This window comes from Pseudomonas kairouanensis (assembly GCF_004682055.1).
Lineage (GTDB): Bacteria > Pseudomonadota > Gammaproteobacteria > Pseudomonadales > Pseudomonadaceae > Aquipseudomonas > Aquipseudomonas kairouanensis.
In genome coordinates this window covers 16,335-32,190 of record NZ_QUZU01000023.1, presented here as the reverse complement: position 1 = coordinate 32,190, position 15,856 = coordinate 16,335, and the positions used below count along the sequence as shown (strand labels likewise).

Below are 15,856 nucleotides of genomic sequence, written 5' to 3'. Positions count from 1 at the left end.
CGATGATTGATGTACGCCTGCAACTCAAGTACTCGGGGTTCGAGCTGGACGTGGACCTTCATCTGCCCGGCCGTGGCGTGACCGCGCTGTACGGGCATTCTGGTTCGGGCAAGACCACCTGCTTGCGTTGCATCGCTGGCCTTGAGCGGGCCGACGATGGCTTTATCCAGATCAACGACGAAGTCTGGCAAGACAGCCGCAACGGGCTGTTCGTGCCCCCCCACAAACGCGCGCTGGGTTACGTGTTTCAAGAAGCAAGCCTGTTCCCGCACCTGGCGGTGCGCGCCAACCTGGAGTTCGGTCTCAAGCGCATCGCGCGTGAGCAGCGGCGTGTGGACATGGCCCAGGCCACGCAGTTGCTGGGGATCGGCCACTTGCTCGACCGTCACCCGCAACACCTGTCCGGCGGCGAACGCCAGCGCGTCGGCATCGCCCGCGCCTTGCTCACCAGCCCCAGGTTGTTGTTGATGGATGAGCCGTTGGCCGCGCTGGACAGCCAGCGTAAAGGCGAGATCTTGCCCTACCTGGAACGCCTGCATGACGAGCTCGACATCCCAGTGTTGTATGTCAGCCATGCGCAGGATGAAGTGGCGCGCCTGGCCGATCACATCGTGCTGCTCAATGACGGCAAGGCCCTGGCCAGCGGTCCCATCGGCGAAACCCTGGCACGGCTGGACCTGCCCATGGCGTCAGGCGACGACGCCGGGGTGGTGATCAAGGGGACGGTCAGCGCCTACGACGCCCACTACCAACTGCTGACGCTGCAACTGCCCGACAGCGACCTGCATATGCGCGTAGCCCATGCGCCGCTGGCAGTGGGCAAGGCCTTGCGGGTCAAGGTGCAGGCGCGGGACGTAAGCCTCAACCTGCAACCCGAGGCGCACAGCAGCATCCTCAACCGCCTGCCGGTGACGGTCACCCAGGAACTCGGCGCAGACAACCAAGCCCATGTACTGGTGCGCCTGGACGCCAGCGGTACACCGTTGCTGGCACGCATCACCCGCTTCTCCCGCGACCAGTTGCAACTGCACCCAGGCCAACGGCTGTGGGCACAGATCAAGGCAGTGGCCGTGCTGGCATAAACCTTTTGGCACGACCGCGCAACGCTGCGGTCAATCGAACATGCCCAAAGGAACGCCACCATGTCCGACGTCGACCTGCCCCGCGATTTGCATTATGTAGATGACACCCAGCCCGGTATCCGTCGCAAGACGCTTCGGGGCAAGTTCCAGTATTTCGATGCCAAGGGCCAGCGCATCCAGGATGCTGCTGAGATTCAACGCCTCAATGCCCTGGCCGTGCCGCCTGCCTACACCGATGTATGGATCTGCGCCGATCCGCGTGGCCACCTGCAGGCCACCGGCCGTGATGCCCGAGGGCGCAAGCAATATCGCTATCACGCACGTTGGCGCGAGGTACGCGACACCGACAAGTATTCGCGTCTGCAGGAATTCGGCAATGCGCTGCCCAAGCTGCGCAAGCAACTGCAAGCGCAAATCGCCGAGCCTGGGTTTACCCGAGAAAAAGTACTGGCCACCGTGGTCATGCTGCTGGACGCCACCTTGATCCGTGTTGGCAACACCCAGTACGCACGGGATAACAAATCCTACGGCCTGACCACCCTGCGCAACCGGCATGTGGACATCAAGGGCAGTCAGATTCAGTTCCAGTTTCGCGGCAAGAGCGGCGTCGAACACCAGGTCAGCGTCAAGGACCGGCGCCTGGCCACGGTGGTCAAACGTTGCCTGGAATTGCCGGGGCAGAACCTGTTCCAGTACCTGGACGAGGACGGCGAACGCCACACCGTCAGTTCCCATGATGTGAATGCCTACCTGCACAGCCTCACTGGCGCTGACTTTACCGCCAAGGACTACCGCACCTGGGCCGGCACCGCGCTGGCATTGGCGGTATTGCGCGAGTTGGAATGGCAGCCGGAATCCGACGCCAAGCGGCATGTGGTGGCCATGGTCAAGGATGTGGCCCGGCAACTGGGCAACACCCCGGCGGTGTGTCGCAAGTGCTACATCCACCCCGCCGTGCTGGAGCATTTCAGCCTGGGCGAGCTGTCCCGCTTGCCCAAGCCTCGGGTACGCAAGGGGCTCAAGGCCGAAGAAGTGGCGCTGGCGATGTTTCTGGAGCAATTGGCTGCGGACCTGCCGAAGAACGCCAAGGCGCCCTAGCCTTCAGGCCATTGCACACCTGTGCAAAGCGTCCTACCGTAGTGGCCGGATAATCTCACCGAGGAACCCCGCCACCATGTTGCCTGCGCCCCGCAAGCCCTACGCAAATGCCGTACTCGCTCACCACCAGCGCTGGCGTGGGCGGGTGGGCTTGATGTTGGTGGCCAGCCTTTCGGTATTGGCGGGCATGACCGATGCCATTGGCTTTATGGCCAGCGGGGACTTTGTGTCGTTCATGAGCGGCAATACCACTCGCCTGGCCGTGGCGATCAGCGCGGGGGACCTGGGGCTGACGGGGCGCCTGCTGTTGCTGATCACTACCTTTGTGGTGGGCAATGCGCTGGGGGTGGTGGTCAGCCGATTGGGTCGCCGGCATGCCCTGCCCTTGCTGTTGTGCATTGCCGCACTGCTCTGCGGCGGGGCCTTGTTACCAGTGACCGACGCCTTGCCCGCGCTTCTCGCGGCGATCATCGCGATGGGCATGCTCAATGCGGCGGTGGAAGAGGTCAACGGCTTGCCCGTAGGCCTGACCTACGTGACAGGCGCACTTTCACGCTTCGGGCGCGGCCTGGGTCGCTGGGTATTGGGGGAACGCCGCAACGGCTGGCGGGTGCAACTGGTGCCGTGGGCGGGGATGTTCGTGGGGGCTGTGATCGGGGCGCTGCTGGAGCAGCACATGGGCCTCCGGGCGCTGGTTGTCAGCGCTGCGCTGGCCGGTGTGCTGGGTGTGGTATCGCTGAAGATCCCCAGGCGCTGGCATTTGGGTTTCATGCCACGTTGAGCAAAGGGGGATGCCCGCCCGACTTTCCAGCCTCGACATCCGTGTACTGGTAAAGAGCCATCATGTCGGGCGAGCGATGTGAATCATAAGCGAATGTCCCGCAGCTGTCGTGCCGGGCATTTCCTAAAAACACTAAGGCAATGGATTACAGACAGGTCGCGAGCGCAGCCAAACGTCGTTTGGCAGGCATATTGTCTTCGATGGCGTAGTACTTGACGGAGGAACCGGCACCGGCACCTTGCACATCAACGAAGTAATCGCCGCCGGTGGTGTACACGGTAAAACCGCCCGTGCCGATGGGTTCCTTGAAGCCGCCGGCATCCACACCAAATACGCTTTCGTCTTGCCAGCCGAACTGGATGCATTCGGCAACCACCAGGGTCGCCTTGTCCGAGGCCAGGGTTTTATAAGGGGCACCTGCGCGTGCATCCTTCATCTTGGAACCTGCGCAACCGGCCAATGCTGCCAGTACCAATGCGCCCACTACCACCTTGTGCATGCCATTGCTCCGTTGGAAAAAAACGCGACTCTACCATTAGCCGGCCGCTCCACGACGCATTACTTGAGAAGCAATCAAGGTGGCGCAGGCCGCTGACATGGCATTATGATGTCGCCGTTGGTCTCACTGAGGAGGCCACGGGATATTCTCTACAAGGAAGCGTCATGAAAGATTTCGTCATCAGCGTCAACAACTCCGTGCTCTACATCGCTTTGGCCTTCGTTTGGCTCATCGGCCTGGTGTCGATGTTCAGCGCGAGTTTCCTGTCGGGCCTGGCGGTCCTGGTGGGCGGTACTTTGACGTGGTGCATCATTTCCGGTTTCTGGTTCGTGCAGTCGGCTACCTATGAGGAACTGCGCAAGCTCAACGCGAAAAACTGATGCGACGTGGCGGCCCCTCGCGGGGCTGCTTTGCGCGGCAGTGGATGAATTTAGTTTCACTGTGAAGGGAGAATGCGCCGCCTATAGTGGCTTGGCTCATTTTTAGAAGTCTCCCTTGACGCCTGCCCTCCCGCAGGCTTTTTTTTGCCTGCTGTTCAGAGCCACCAGCGCAGCAGATAGAACACCGCCATGCTCAGCAACACCGTCAGCAGCACGTTGCGCGTCCAGTACATCAACGCCACGGCACTGATGCCAGCCAGCAGGTACGGATTGGCCGGGCTGAGGTTGAGGTGCTGGTGATCGGCCAGGAAAATAATCGGCCCACAGATCGCCGTGAGCATGCCCGGCACCGCAAACCCCAGGAACTCCCGCGCCCCACGGTTCAGGCGCACCGGCAGGCGCGGCTCGATAAACAGGTAGCGATTGAGAAAAACCGCCAGGCCCATCACTGCAATCATGATGTAGATCATGGCTGCCCTACCCCCAGTCGTTTGCACACATAGCCTGCACTCATGCCCAGAAGGCCAGACACCACCACGGCCGACTCCCAATGCAGGAAGCTCAGCCACACCGAACACAGCAACGAAACGGCCACGCAGACCACCGTCGGCACATCACGGACCACGGGGGTGATCAACGCAATAAACGTCGCGGCAATCGAGAACTCCAGGCCCAATTGGTCCAGGCCGGGGATGCTTTTACCCAGCACAATGCCGGCCAGGGTGAACAGGTTCCAGGCGATGTAGAACGTAAGGCCTACGCCCAGGGCAAACCAGCGGTTGAACGTCTGGCGATCGTAGTGGCTGACCAGCGCGAAGAATTCGTCAGTGAGTAAAAAACCCAGGCTCATGCGCCAGCGGGTAGTGAGCGTCGACAGGGTCGGGCGCATGTGCATGCCATAGAGCAGGTGCTGGGATGTCAGCAACAAGGTAGTCAGTACGATGGATATCAGGCTGGCGCCGCTCTTGACCATGCCGATGGCTACCAACTGCGCGGCGCCGGCAAATACGATGGCGGACAACCCCTGGGCCTGCAGCGGCGTGAATTGCGCATCGATGGCCATTGAGCCTGCCAACAGGCCCCACGGCGCGCAGGCCAGGGACAAAGGAATAACGGCAATGGCGCCGCGAGCAAAGGCGTAATGGGGTAAGGCAGTAGGCATGGATACGGCTCATCGACAGACAGTCGACAAGGATGCCAGTGCAAACAGGGCCTTGTCTTGAACGATCTTGCGCGCCCTTTATAGCGTGGGGGGAAAATAAATGGCCAACTACGCCAGCTTGACCGACACACGCTCCACCGCGTCCCGCGCTTCGCGCAGTTCATACGCATCCTGGTTAAGGCGGTGGATGGTATTGAGCAGGCGCTGGCGCAGCACTTCATCACCGAGTTTTTCGACGGCGCGCATCAAATCAAAGGCCGCGGTTTCGTTATTGTCCGCGACGGAATCGAGGGTCTTGCGCAGGTTACGAGTGGCACGGGTCACGCGGTTACTTCCTTTATCACCAAGGGTGGGGCACTTTAGGACACGCGTGTTTCATTTTAATTTCAAACACTTGTGGCTGAATTAATAAACGTTGGCGCAGGTCAATCTTTAGGCGCATTTCGCCTTCTCCGGGGACATTCATGCTTATTGCCGCTGGCATCTTTTTGCTCACCATCGTACTGGTCATCTGGCAACCCAAGGGCTTGGGCGTGGGCTGGAGCGCCAGCCTCGGCGCGATCCTGGCCCTGGCCTGTGGCGTCATCAGCCTGGCCGATATACCGGTGGTGTGGCACATCATCTGGAATGCCACCGGCACCTTTGTGGCGCTGATCATCATCAGTCTGCTGCTGGATGAGGCGGGTTTCTTCGCATGGGCGGCGCTGCATGTGGCGCGTTGGGGGCGTGGCCGGGGCCGGCGGTTGTTTGCCTATATGGTGCTGCTTGGCGCATTGGTGTCGGCGCTGTTTGCCAACGATGGCGCGGCGTTAATTCTTACGCCCATCGTGATGTCGATGCTGCTGGCGCTGCGCTTTTCCCCGGCGGCGACCCTGGCCTTTGTGATGGGCGCGGGGTTTATTGCCGACACCGCAAGCCTGCCGTTGGTGGTGTCGAACCTGGTCAACATCGTCTCGGCGGATTACTTCAAGATTGGCTTCAACGAATACGCAGGCGTGATGATCCCCGTCAACCTGGTCAGCGTTGCGGCCACCCTGGCGGTGCTGTTGTGGTTTTTTCGCCGCGATATTCCGCACACCTACAACCCCGCCGACCTCGATGACCCTGCCAGCGCAGTACACGACCGCGCCACCTTCCGTGCCGGCTGGTGGGTGCTGGGTATCCTGTTGGTGGGCTGCTTTGCCCTGGAACCCCTGGGGATTCCCATCAGTGCGATTTCCGCGGCATGTGCCGTGCTCTTGCTGGTGATCGCCGCCAAGGGTCACAAGATTTCCACGCGCAAGGTGTTGAAGGAAGCGCCGTGGCAGATCGTGGTGTTCTCCCTGGGCATGTACCTGGTGGTCTACGGCTTGCGCAATGCCGGACTCACCAGTTACCTGGCGACGTGGCTGGATACCTTCGCCACTTACGGCATATGGGGGGCCGCGATGGGCACTGGTGTACTGACGGCGCTGCTGTCGTCGGTGATGAACAACCTGCCCACCGTGTTGATCGGTGCACTGTCCATCGAGTCCAGCCATGCCGTGGGTGTCATCAAGGAGGCGATGATCTACGCCAACGTCATCGGCAGCGACCTGGGCCCGAAGATCACCCCCATTGGCAGCCTGGCCACGCTGCTGTGGCTGCATATTCTGGCGCGCAAGGGCATCACTATTACTTGGGGGTATTACTTCAAGGTCGGGATCGTACTGACGGTTCCGGTGCTGCTGGTCACCCTCGCCGCCCTCGCCTTGCGCTTGAGCATTTAGTTATGCTCGACGCCTTCCTCTGTCTTGAGTCGACCTGATGAGTGCCATGCAACACGCCTGGCTGGGCAATTACGAGTTGAGCAGTACCACCTGTACCGGCCTGAATTTTGCCCGCCATAGTCATGACGAATGCGTGATCGGCGTCAACCTGGTGGGCGAGGAAAAGGTGTGGCTCGACCGCAGGGAGTTCGAAGCGGGGCCCGGGTCGATCACCTTGTACAACCCAGGGCAGATCCAGGGCGGCGGTGCGGCCGAAGGCGCAGCGTGGCAGTTTGTCAGCCTGTACGTCACAGCCGAGCAATTGGCGGCCGACCTGGGGCTTGGGCAGTTGGAGTTTGATCGCGCGGTATGCTTCCAACCGCAACTGGCACTGCGCCTCGCGGCTACCGTAAACAACGCGTTCAGCCTTGACGCGCTGGAGCGTGACCAGAGTGAAGACGCGTTGATCATGCTGCTGGGTGAGGTGGTGAATGCCAGTGGTGTTCGCGTACCCGGCACCGCGGCCGCCGGCAAAAACCTGATCGCCCGCGCCCAGGAGTTGCTGGCCGAACACTTGCAGCAATCCCTGCCCCTGGATCATCTGGGTGATGAGCTTGGGCTGTCCAAATTTCATTTGCTACGTGCTTTCCAAAAAGAAACCGGGTTGAGCCCGCGCCAGTGGGCCATGCAACTGCGCACCCGACGCGCCAAGGGGCTGTTGCGCAATGGGCTGAGCGCAGGCGCAGTCGCCCATGACCTGGGCTTTGCCGACCAGAGCCACCTCAACCGGCACTTCCTGGCCGCCTACGGCACCACCCCCGGCCGCTATCAAAGCCTCCTCAAACGCTAAACAGCAATCTGGTTCAAGACAACACGCCTGCGTGTCCGCAGAATGCTGGCCATCTGTTGAAGGAACGCGGGCATGTTGACGATTTTTTTCTATGCGCTGGTATTCGGTTTCGTGTTTTGCCTGTCTCCCGGTGCCGTGCTGGCGGAGACCCTGCGCCGTGGCCTGCTCCACGGCTTTACCCCGGCACTGCTGGTGCAGGTCGGTTCGTTGGTGGGCGATGCCGTATGGGCGGTGATTGGCCTGACCGGTATCGCCCTGCTGATCCAGCATGACGCCGTTCGCGTGCCGTTGACGATCGCCTGCGCCCTCTACCTGGCCTGGCTCGGCGTGCAAAGCCTGATGGACGCCAGGCGCTTGCCCCAGGCCGACAGCGCACCGGCCAGTTCCAACCAGAATGCGCTGGCAGTGGGCGCCGCGATTTCCCTGGCCAACCCGAAGAACATCGTCTACTGGGGCGCCTTGGGCAGTGCGCTCACGGGCATCGTCGGCGCCACCCCGAGCCACGAGCAAACCCTGATGTTCTTCGCCGGTTTCATGCTGGCTTCGGTACTTTCGTGTTTCCTCACTGCCGCGCTGGTCAATCTGTTGCGCAAGAATGCCTCGCCTGCCTGGCAACGCGTGAGCCATGGCGTGTGCGCAGTGGTACTGATCTATCTGGCCGTGCTCGCTGCCCAGGGCCTGTGAACCGCCGGCGAATCTATGCCGTGACGCGGGCCTGCTGTTCGAGGTGCACTTGCAGTTGCGGGTCTATTTGCAATTGGCCCGCGAGGTCATCGAGGTAATTGCGTTCTGCGTCCTGCTGGTCGTCCACCAGCATCACACTGGCCAGGTAGACTTCGGCGGCTACGGCAGGGTCGTGGGCAAACTCAGCAAAGTCTGCTGCATCCAGGGGCTTGGCGACTTCTGCGTCGAGCCACTGCTGCAGTTGCGGGTCGTCGGTATGTCGGCCCAACTCACTGGAAATCAGCTGCTGTTCTTGTTCATCGATACGCCCGTCCGCCTTGGCGGCCGCGATCAAGGCGCGCAGTACGGCGTGGCTATGGGCTTCGGCCTCTGGGCCGTCGAGTTGGTCCACCGTCTGGAAGGATGACTGCGGTGCGCTGGCCTGCTGGCGCTGCCAAGCCTGATAGGCCTGGTACGCCGCCATGCCAAGGGAGGCGAGTGCCGCATAATTCATCCCACCGGAACGCCCTTGGCTTGGACGCGCCGCTGCGCCACCGCCGAGCATGCCGCCCAGGCCGCCCAATAAGTCGCCCAGACCGCCGCCAGCGGAGGCATTGCCGGTGCGGGTGCCTTTCAATAAACCGCCGAGCAACCCGCCCAGACCACCGCCCGAGGAGGCACCGCTGGATTGCCCGGCGCGCAGGAGTTGTTCGAGTAGATCGCTGGTGTTCATGGTGTCCTCCAAGAGCGCACTGTTGACGTCTATCAACCATAGCCCGCGCCTGCCGGAACACCATGACCGCCGGGCGGGCACGGCTTATGATGGCGCCACTGCGACTGCGAAGGAAAAGCCAGGTGAACCGGATCGAACATATTGCGCTGCTGGCGAGTTATAACCAGTGGATGAACCGCAAGCTCTACGAGGCAAGCGCCCGGCTGAACGACGCGCAATTGGTCCTGGATCGACAGGCGTTTTTTGGTTCGATCCTCGGCACGCTCAATCATCTGGCCTTGGGCGACACGGTCTGGCTCAAACGTTTTGCGCAACACCCGGCGGACTACTCGGTGCTAGCCGCGCTGGACACCATCGCCACCCCCACCGATCTCAAGCACCTGGCCTTTGCCGATATCCGCCAACTGGCAGCCTACCGCGCCTGGCTCGATCAACTGATCATCGATTGGGTTCCCACCCTGCGGGAGGCCGACCTTGACCATCGCCTGCAGTACCACAACATGCGCGGTATCGCAGCGGACAAACCCTTTTTTGGCCTGCTGGTGCACTTTTTCAACCACCAGACCCATCACCGGGGCCAGGCAACCACCCTGCTGACCCAGGCGGGCGTGGACGTAGGGGATACCGACCTGCTGGCGCTTATCGACTGATTATCGAACGTCGCCATCGGCCTGGGGTCGTAACTTCAGGTGCCGGGACTTTTGCTTGCCCCGCCCTCCCCGCGTGCATTGTGGGTTTACCAATGCGCGTACCCCATCGAAGGAGACGCTTACATGGTCATTCACTTCAAGGTCGCCGGTCATTTGGCCTGCGGCCACCACGGCACCAACCTCCCTTCCAGCACCGAGCTGAACCGAGTCAAGTGCCGTACCTGCCGCAATACCGATGCCTACAAGGAAGCGCGCCGCGTTCAGCGCAATGCCGCCCGCCGGGCAAACCGCAAGGCCAAGACCCATCCTGCGGGCGACTGGCGCAGCGCCTGGACGCAGCGACTTACCGACTTGCCAGGGTTGCAGCGTTTGCCCCGTGGATTCAGCGGGCAAGGGTTCGTTTAACGGCGAACCTATTGCTGTGTGGGAGGGCTTTTGCTCCCTCCCATACAGCAATTGAGCCGTTATCACTGTGCAGGCAGGCCCCATTGGTCTGCTTCAAAGGCTTCCAGGCTGGCAAGACGCCGGTCGGCATGCCGGAACTTCTCCTCCGGCATCGCCGGGTCCGGAACCGCCACCGCATACATCCCCGCTGCTTTCGCCGCTGTAATTCCAAACGGCGAGTCTTCGAACACCAGGCAATCGGCCGGATCGATTCCCAACCGCTGGGCCGCTACCAGGAAGATATCCGGTGCCGGTTTGGCGGCCCCCACCTGCGGGTCGTCCGCCGTGACAATCGCATCGAACAACCCGAACCACTCCCGATGCCGGCTGATCTTCAATTCGAAGTAATGCCGCGATGAACTGGTGCCCACCGCAATCGGCACGCCCTTGGCCGACAGGTGCCGCACCAAGGCTTCGGCGCCTGGCATGGCCGCAGCCTGGGGGAAGCGTTCGTTCATCAACGGCGTACGCAGTTCCAGGAACGTCTCGGGGCTTATGGGCAGCTCCAGCGAGCGCACGATGTAGCTCGCCAAGTCATACGCCCCCAGGCCAATGGTGTTCTGCTTGAAGTGCCAGTCAAACGCCCGGCCGCCGTAGCGGTCGGAAATGAGTTGAGTGACCTCGGTATAGACGCCCTCGGTGTCGAGTAACAAGCCATCCATGTCGAAAATCACGGCCTTGACCTGGGGTGTATTCATGGGTCGTTATCCTCAAGTGCGCCCGGCGTAATGGTCGATCAAGCGGTTGAGCAAGATGGCCAACACGATGATCACGCCGGTAATCGCCATTTGATAAAACGAACCCAGCCCGAGCAGATTGAAAATATTGCGCAGCACCTGCAGCAACATCACCGCCACGGCGGTGCCCACCACACTGCCCCGCCCGCCGAACAGGCTGGTGCCGCCCAGTACCACGGCGGCGATGGCGTCCAGTTCCAAGCCTTGGGCTGCGGTTGGCTGGCCAACGTGCAGGCGGGACGTCATCAGCAACCCGGCAAACGCTGCCAGGCCGCCACAGATCGCAAACACCCCGATGGTCACCGCCCGCACCGGCACACCCGACAAGCGTGCCGCTTCCAGGTTGCCGCCGGTGGCCAGTACATATTCGCCGAACACCGTGTAGCGCAGCACCAACCAGGCAATCAGGGTGATAAGGATAAAGATCAGCCCCAACACCGGAAATACGATACCGGCGCTGGGCAGTATCTCGATCATCGAAGAGCCAAAGCCGGTAAAGCTGGCGGGCAAGCCACCAATCGGCGCGCCGTCGGAAGCCAGGAACGTCGCACCGCGCAGCGACACCAGCCCGGCCAGGGTAATGATAAAACTGGGGACTTTGCCAAATACGGTCAGGCTGCCCATCAAGGTGCCAATCGCCAGCCCCACCAGCAAGGTGGCGGGCACAGCCAGCCAACCGCTGACCTGGTTCTGCAACAGCACCGCGACCAGGATGCCGCCGAACGCGCACAAACTGCCCACCGACAGATCAATGTTCGCGGTCAGAATCACAAAGGTCATGCCGATGGCGACAATGCCCACAATCGCCCCTTGCTGGAACAGGTTGGCGATGTTGCCGAAGGTCAGGAAGTCATCTGACAAGAACGTCGCCACCCCCACGGCGAACAGAAAGATAAACACGAAGTTGTAGCGCATCACCCACTCCAGCACGGCGCTGCGGCGGCTGGCGGCAAGGGCTACGGGCTTGTCGAACACGGGTGTCGGGTTACTGGCGATAGTCATGGTTCTACACTCTTTTACCAATAAGGATGGCCTGGTCGATCTGGTCGCGGCTGGCACTCAACGGGTCGAAACACACCGCGTTGCGCCCTTCGTGCATGACCCAGATCCGGTCACAATTGACGTACAACTCATCCAGCTCACTGCTGGCCACCAGCACCCCCGCGCCTTCCTGTGCCAGGCTACGGGCCAGGGCGTAGAGATCGGCCTTGGCGCCCACATCGAGGCCACGACTGGGCTCGTCCAGCAACAGCAGGCGCGCGCCGTCGATTACCCACTTGGCCATCACCACCTTCTGCTGGTTGCCACCGGACAGCTGGCGTACCGGCTGCTCCAGGTTGTCGAGCTTGGTTTGCAGGCGTTGCAGCACCGGGCCGGCGCGGTCCTTGGCCTGGCGATGGGAAAACCAGCGCAGGTGCCGTGCGTGCACCAGGCAGGCATTGCGATAGATCGGCGCGTCCAGTAGCAGGCCTTCGGTCTTGCGGTTTTCCGGAACCAGGCCAACGCCCTGGCGGATCGCCTGGCGTGAGGTCAGCGGGCGGTAGGCTTGGCCAAACAGTTCGACATCACTGTCGTTGCGCCCCACGCCAAACAACGCCTTTAGCAAGGTACTGCGGCCCGCGCCGTTAAGCCCTGCAAGGCCGACGATTTCGCCCTGGCGTACCTGCAACTCACGTACGTCCAGGCCTTGGGCGCCTTTGAGGTGGCGGATGTTGAGCGCCAATGCCTCACGCGGCGGTTGCCGAGGGCTGCGTTCGAGCAAATCACGGTGCTCGCCCACCACTGCTGTAATCAACGCCTGATCGTCGATCTGCGCCAGCTCATGGGTTTGCAAGGTGCGCCCAGCGCGCAGCACCGTGACGCGGTCGCCGATCTCGCGAATTTCATTGAGCCGGTGGCTCACATACAACACCGCAACGCCCGCCGCAGTGATCTCGCGGATCACCTGGAACACCTGCTTGAGTTCAGTCTCGTTCAGCGCAGCGGACGGCTCATCCATCACCACCACCTTGGCTTCGCAGGTGAGCGCCCGGGCAATCGCCGCCAATTGCTGGTTGGCAATCGACAGGCTGCCCACGCGGTCGGTACTGGCAAACGTAGCCCCCACCCGCGACAGCGCCGCCTTGGCCAAGGCGCTGCGCTTGCCCCGGTCGATCATGCCCAAACGCCGTGGCGCGTAGCCCAACATCAGGTTTTCTTCGACGGTCATCTGCGGGATCAGGTCCAGTTCCTGATAAATCATGGCGATCCCCGCCTGGCGCGCCTGTTGCGGGTTCTTCAATTCCACCCTTGCGCCTGCGATGGACATGTCGCCGCCATCCGGGCGATGGGCTCCGGCGACGATCTTCAACAGCGTGCTTTTACCTGCGCCGTTGGCGCCCAGCAGGCAGTGAACTTCACCGGGGCGTACATCCAGGGATGCATCGGTCAGCGCAATCACATTCGGTGGGAAACGCTTGCTGACATGGCGAATTTCCAAGGCCAACTCATTCATGATCCTGCTCCAGCAAATAGCGGGCGGTGGCGGCGTCGGTGGCCAGCACGTTGACGTAGCCAGCCTTGACACTGGCGTGCACGATGCGGTGCTTGTGGGCGCCGACGCACACGGCAATCGACCAGTCCTTTTCGCGCAGCGCCGACAAGCGCAGCCCCAGGGTGCGTGCGTCCAGTTCGGGTAGCACCGGCTCGCCATCCATGCCGATAAACCGGCCCATGATGTCGCCGACGGCGCCGAGGCGCTCCAACTCAGCCAGCAGAGGCTGGTCGATGTAACCCGACTCCATCAGCACCGAATGATCGGACAACTCCCCCAGGCTGAAACATGCCACTGGCGCCTGCTCTCCCAGTTGCATGACCTGAGCGATGACCGGGTCTTGTTCCAGCGCCTGGCGGGTATCGGCGTGGCCCAGAATCGCGGGCACCGGCAGCAGGGTCGCCTGGCCACGGGCCGCCTGGGCAAAACGTTCGGCGACGTTATGGTTGGGCTCGCCGGAGGAGCGCGTATTGATCGCGCCATTGAGCAGTACCACGTTGACGCCTTCGTTCCAGCGCGGCACCAGCCATTGGGCCATCTTGGTCAGGGTCCGGCCCCAGGACACGCCGATCAGCGCAGGCTGGGGTTGCAGGTTGCACAGGTAGCGCGCGGCGGCTTGGGTGACCACGTTCAGGGCGTCATCGTCCTCGACGTCCAGCACCAGTGCCTCGCGCAGGCCAAAGCGGCGTTGCAAGGCGACTTCCAGCGCCGGTACACGGGCGGAATGGGCGACGATGTCGATGCGCACCACGCCACAGTCGCGGGCTTCGCGTAACAGACGGCTGACCTGCCAGCGGGTCAGGCCAGTCTCTTTGGAGATTTCGCTCTGGGTTTTTTCCAGGTCGAAGTACAGCTTGGCGACCTGCACCATCAAGTCGTCGCGCTGGGAGTCTGCGCTGGGTTTGGGTGACAGCGATTCGGCGCTCATGCTGCCGGCCTTACGCCGAGCACGCGGTTCGCCGGCGGCTTGCAACTGATGGGCGCCACGCTTTCGGTGGCCGCTCGGTAACGGCCCAACAGTTCGATGTATTGTTCGTGGGCGTAAGGATCCGGCTCGATCAGCCTGCCGGTGGTGGTGAAGTCAGTGGCCGCTTGCTGCAAGTCGCTGAATTGGCCAAGGGCACACGCCGCCGCTGCGGCGGTGCCGATCAGGGTGAGGTTGTCGTGGGGCACCATTTCAAACGGCACGCCGGTGGCGTCGACTGTGGCCTGCAACCACAGCGGGTTCTTCTGGAAGCCACCGGCGGCGACCACTCGGGTGATCTCGATGCCTTCGCTGCGCCAGGTGTGAAAGATATTTGCCGAGCCCAGGGCGATGGCTTCCACCGAGGCGCGGTACAGGTCATGTCGGTCATGGTTGAGGGACAGGCCCATGATCGCGCCGCGCATATCCGGCGAGCGATACGGCGTGCGGTTGCCCATCCAGTAGTCCAGCACCAACAGGCCGGTGGAGCCCGGTTGCAGGGCCGCAGCCTGACGGATCAGTTGCTGGTGGCCAGCGTCGTCCAGGCCAAACATTTTTTGCGCAAGCCAGTTGAGGATCGAACCGGCAGAGACTTGCCCGCCTTCCATCAGCCATTGGCCGTCCAGCAATGCGTCCGGGTAAGGCCCCCAGATACCGGGCACGTCGATGCGCTTGGGGGTGTGCATCAATTGCACCACCGACGTCCCGCCGATAAACAGCAATTCGCCAGCGCCCGTGGTGCCCGCGCTGAGCATGGCCATATGGGCGTCGATGCCGCCTTGCGCCACCAGCGTGTCGCGGGTCAGGCCCAGGTGATTAGCGGCGTCAGCGGTCAATGGGCCGATACGCCCGCCAACCTTGATCACCTCCGGCGGCAGTTTTTGCGCCAGCTCCGCAATGCCCAGTTCGGCATACAGCTCCACCGGGAAACGTTGTTGCAGGGTGTCGTAGTTCCACTTGCAACTGGCATTGAGCTGAGAGGCAACCCAGCGGCCCGTCAGCTGGAAGTTGAGCCAGTCCACGGCTTCGCAAATGCGTGCGGCCTGCCGGTACACCTGCGGCTCGTGTTCAGCCAACCACATGGCCTTGGGTACCAACCACTCCACCGCATCGCCGCCCTGGTTCATCATCGGGTGGCTGATCTGGGCGGTGCGTGCCGACTCGACGGCGGCGCGGCAGTCCATCCATAGCAACGCCGGGGCCAGGGGTTGGCCGTCGGCTTGGGCCGCCACCACCGTGGATGCTGTGGTTGCAACGCATACCGCTGCCACCGCCGGGTGCCCGGCCTGGCTCATCAATTGCCGGCAGGCCTTGCCCAGTGCCGACCACCAGTCGGCGGGCGCCTGTTCAGCCCAGCCCAACCGGGGATATTGCGTGGTGTAAGGGGCTTCTGCCACTTGCACCAGTTTATGGCTGTGCAGGTCGTATAAACCGGCGCGCACTCCACCTGTTCCGAAATCCAGTCCCAACAACAAGGTCATCGGTAGTCCTCCTGCGTCTTGGCTTGCCGACGCTTTTTGTTTTTAGCCCTGCAACACGCAGGTTACAGGGCT

Annotated in this window: 19 protein-coding genes; 9 read left to right on the top strand and 10 right to left on the bottom strand. The window is 62.1% G+C overall.

The annotated features are described in order from the left end of the window. Positions 1-2 precede the first annotated feature (2 nt). The 3 genes from modC (at position 3) to DYL59_RS18245 (ending at position 2,961) form a co-directional block, all read left to right on the top strand. A complete protein-coding gene (modC, locus tag DYL59_RS18255) occupies positions 3-1,082 on the top strand; it encodes a molybdenum ABC transporter ATP-binding protein (RefSeq protein ID WP_135290416.1) in 1,080 nt (359 codons plus the stop codon). 60 nt (positions 1,083-1,142) lie between these two features. After that, a complete protein-coding gene (locus DYL59_RS18250) occupies positions 1,143-2,180 on the top strand; it encodes a DNA topoisomerase IB (protein ID WP_135290415.1) in 1,038 nt (345 codons plus the stop codon). A 76-nt stretch (positions 2,181-2,256) separates the two neighbouring features. Continuing rightward, positions 2,257-2,961, top strand: a complete 705-nt coding sequence (locus tag DYL59_RS18245; RefSeq protein ID WP_135290414.1) for a YoaK family protein — start codon at positions 2,257-2,259, stop codon at positions 2,959-2,961. 145 nt (positions 2,962-3,106) lie between these two features. Here DYL59_RS18245 and DYL59_RS18240 read toward each other — a convergent pair whose 3' ends face one another. After that, positions 3,107-3,460, bottom strand: coding sequence for a hypothetical protein (locus DYL59_RS18240; RefSeq protein ID WP_135290413.1), 354 nt, complete (start codon positions 3,458-3,460; stop codon positions 3,107-3,109). 164 nt (positions 3,461-3,624) lie between these two features. Between DYL59_RS18240 and DYL59_RS18235 the strand changes: the two genes are divergently transcribed. Then, entirely contained in the window at positions 3,625-3,840 is a 216-nt protein-coding gene (locus DYL59_RS18235; RefSeq protein WP_135290412.1) for a hypothetical protein, read from the top strand. Positions 3,841-3,995: 155 nt separating this feature from the next. Here the strand turns inward: DYL59_RS18235 and DYL59_RS18230 are convergent, their stop codons facing one another. The 3 genes from DYL59_RS18230 to DYL59_RS18220 form a co-directional block, all read right to left on the bottom strand. Continuing rightward, the gene (locus DYL59_RS18230; RefSeq protein ID WP_135290411.1) at positions 3,996-4,310 is read right to left on the bottom strand and encodes an AzlD domain-containing protein; all 315 of its coding nucleotides are present in this window, start codon (positions 4,308-4,310) and stop codon (positions 3,996-3,998) included. Further along, positions 4,307-5,002, bottom strand: coding sequence for an AzlC family ABC transporter permease (locus DYL59_RS18225; RefSeq protein WP_135290410.1), 696 nt, complete (start codon positions 5,000-5,002; stop codon positions 4,307-4,309). The genes DYL59_RS18230 and DYL59_RS18225 overlap by 4 nt, the downstream gene beginning before the upstream one ends. A 108-nt stretch (positions 5,003-5,110) precedes the next feature. Next, entirely contained in the window at positions 5,111-5,326 is a 216-nt protein-coding gene (locus DYL59_RS18220; protein WP_135290409.1) for a hypothetical protein, read from the bottom strand. 140 nt (positions 5,327-5,466) lie between these two features. Here DYL59_RS18220 and DYL59_RS18215 point away from each other — a divergent pair, with 140 nt between their 5' ends. The 3 genes from DYL59_RS18215 to DYL59_RS18205 all read left to right on the top strand — a co-directional run bounded on the left by DYL59_RS18215 (position 5,467) and on the right by DYL59_RS18205 (position 8,263). Then, positions 5,467-6,750 carry an arsenic transporter gene (locus tag DYL59_RS18215; protein ID WP_135290408.1) on the top strand — a complete coding sequence of 428 codons (1,284 nt, stop codon included), beginning with the start codon at positions 5,467-5,469 and terminating at the stop codon, positions 6,748-6,750. 37 nt (positions 6,751-6,787) lie between these two features. Continuing rightward, positions 6,788-7,579 carry an AraC family transcriptional regulator gene (locus DYL59_RS18210; RefSeq protein WP_135290407.1) on the top strand — a complete coding sequence of 264 codons (792 nt, stop codon included), beginning with the start codon at positions 6,788-6,790 and terminating at the stop codon, positions 7,577-7,579. A gap of 72 nt (positions 7,580-7,651) precedes the next feature. After that, positions 7,652-8,263, top strand: coding sequence for a LysE family transporter (locus DYL59_RS18205; RefSeq protein ID WP_135290406.1), 612 nt, complete (start codon positions 7,652-7,654; stop codon positions 8,261-8,263). 13 nt (positions 8,264-8,276) lie between these two features. On the opposite strand, the gene DYL59_RS18200 is transcribed toward DYL59_RS18205, so the two are convergent. Then, positions 8,277-8,975 (bottom strand): tellurite resistance TerB family protein, encoded by a 699-nt coding sequence (locus DYL59_RS18200; RefSeq protein WP_135290405.1) that lies wholly within the window; start codon positions 8,973-8,975, stop codon positions 8,277-8,279. A gap of 122 nt (positions 8,976-9,097) precedes the next feature. Between DYL59_RS18200 and DYL59_RS18195 the strand changes: the two genes are divergently transcribed. Together DYL59_RS18195 and DYL59_RS18190 are read left to right on the top strand one after the other, a co-directional pair. Next, a complete protein-coding gene (locus DYL59_RS18195; RefSeq protein ID WP_135290404.1) occupies positions 9,098-9,625 on the top strand; it encodes a DinB family protein in 528 nt (175 codons plus the stop codon). Positions 9,626-9,748: 123 nt separating this feature from the next. Further along, positions 9,749-10,030: a hypothetical protein gene (locus DYL59_RS18190; RefSeq protein WP_135290403.1), complete on the top strand. Its 282-nt coding sequence runs from the start codon at positions 9,749-9,751 to the stop codon at positions 10,028-10,030. Positions 10,031-10,092: 62 nt separating this feature from the next. Here the strand turns inward: DYL59_RS18190 and DYL59_RS18185 are convergent, their stop codons facing one another. Genes DYL59_RS18185 through DYL59_RS18165 form a run of 5 tightly spaced genes read right to left on the bottom strand, consistent with a single transcriptional unit; the run spans position 10,093 to position 15,784 of the window. Then, complete coding sequence (locus DYL59_RS18185; protein WP_135290402.1) at positions 10,093-10,767, bottom strand: HAD-IA family hydrolase; 675 nt, start codon at positions 10,765-10,767, stop codon at positions 10,093-10,095. Between the two features lie 12 nt (positions 10,768-10,779). Beyond that, complete coding sequence (locus tag DYL59_RS18180; protein WP_135290401.1) at positions 10,780-11,808, bottom strand: ABC transporter permease; 1,029 nt, start codon at positions 11,806-11,808, stop codon at positions 10,780-10,782. A gap of 4 nt (positions 11,809-11,812) precedes the next feature. Continuing rightward, positions 11,813-13,300 (bottom strand): sugar ABC transporter ATP-binding protein, encoded by a 1,488-nt coding sequence (locus tag DYL59_RS18175; protein ID WP_135290400.1) that lies wholly within the window; start codon positions 13,298-13,300, stop codon positions 11,813-11,815. Beyond that, the gene (locus DYL59_RS18170; RefSeq protein ID WP_135290399.1) at positions 13,293-14,267 is read right to left on the bottom strand and encodes a sugar-binding transcriptional regulator; all 975 of its coding nucleotides are present in this window, start codon (positions 14,265-14,267) and stop codon (positions 13,293-13,295) included. The genes DYL59_RS18175 and DYL59_RS18170 overlap by 8 nt, the downstream gene beginning before the upstream one ends. Next, positions 14,264-15,784 (bottom strand): FGGY-family carbohydrate kinase, encoded by a 1,521-nt coding sequence (locus DYL59_RS18165; protein WP_135290398.1) that lies wholly within the window; start codon positions 15,782-15,784, stop codon positions 14,264-14,266. Before DYL59_RS18165 ends, DYL59_RS18170 begins: the two co-directional genes overlap by 4 nt. Positions 15,785-15,856 lie beyond the last annotated feature (72 nt).

Excerpts from the sequence above, each read along its gene's own strand:
- modC (WP_135290416.1), top strand. The coding sequence starts at position 3 with ATGATTGATGTACGCCTGCAACTCAAGTACTCGGGGTTCGAGCTGGAC.
- DYL59_RS18250 (WP_135290415.1), top strand. The coding sequence starts at position 1,143 with ATGTCCGACGTCGACCTGCCCCGCGATTTGCATTATGTAGATGACACC.
- DYL59_RS18245 (WP_135290414.1), top strand. The coding sequence starts at position 2,257 with ATGTTGCCTGCGCCCCGCAAGCCCTACGCAAATGCCGTACTCGCTCAC.
- DYL59_RS18240 (WP_135290413.1), bottom strand. The coding sequence starts at position 3,460 with ATGCACAAGGTGGTAGTGGGCGCATTGGTACTGGCAGCATTGGCCGGT.
- DYL59_RS18235 (WP_135290412.1), top strand. The coding sequence starts at position 3,625 with ATGAAAGATTTCGTCATCAGCGTCAACAACTCCGTGCTCTACATCGCT.
- DYL59_RS18230 (WP_135290411.1), bottom strand. The coding sequence starts at position 4,310 with ATGATCTACATCATGATTGCAGTGATGGGCCTGGCGGTTTTTCTCAAT.
- DYL59_RS18225 (WP_135290410.1), bottom strand. The coding sequence starts at position 5,002 with ATGCCTACTGCCTTACCCCATTACGCCTTTGCTCGCGGCGCCATTGCC.
- DYL59_RS18215 (WP_135290408.1), top strand. The coding sequence starts at position 5,467 with ATGCTTATTGCCGCTGGCATCTTTTTGCTCACCATCGTACTGGTCATC.
- DYL59_RS18210 (WP_135290407.1), top strand. The coding sequence starts at position 6,788 with ATGAGTGCCATGCAACACGCCTGGCTGGGCAATTACGAGTTGAGCAGT.
- DYL59_RS18205 (WP_135290406.1), top strand. The coding sequence starts at position 7,652 with ATGTTGACGATTTTTTTCTATGCGCTGGTATTCGGTTTCGTGTTTTGC.
- DYL59_RS18200 (WP_135290405.1), bottom strand. The coding sequence starts at position 8,975 with ATGAACACCAGCGATCTACTCGAACAACTCCTGCGCGCCGGGCAATCC.
- DYL59_RS18190 (WP_135290403.1), top strand. The coding sequence starts at position 9,749 with ATGGTCATTCACTTCAAGGTCGCCGGTCATTTGGCCTGCGGCCACCAC.
- DYL59_RS18185 (WP_135290402.1), bottom strand. The coding sequence starts at position 10,767 with ATGAATACACCCCAGGTCAAGGCCGTGATTTTCGACATGGATGGCTTG.
- DYL59_RS18180 (WP_135290401.1), bottom strand. The coding sequence starts at position 11,808 with ATGACTATCGCCAGTAACCCGACACCCGTGTTCGACAAGCCCGTAGCC.
- DYL59_RS18175 (WP_135290400.1), bottom strand. The coding sequence starts at position 13,300 with ATGAATGAGTTGGCCTTGGAAATTCGCCATGTCAGCAAGCGTTTCCCA.
- DYL59_RS18170 (WP_135290399.1), bottom strand. The coding sequence starts at position 14,267 with ATGAGCGCCGAATCGCTGTCACCCAAACCCAGCGCAGACTCCCAGCGC.
- DYL59_RS18165 (WP_135290398.1), bottom strand. The coding sequence starts at position 15,784 with ATGACCTTGTTGTTGGGACTGGATTTCGGAACAGGTGGAGTGCGCGCC.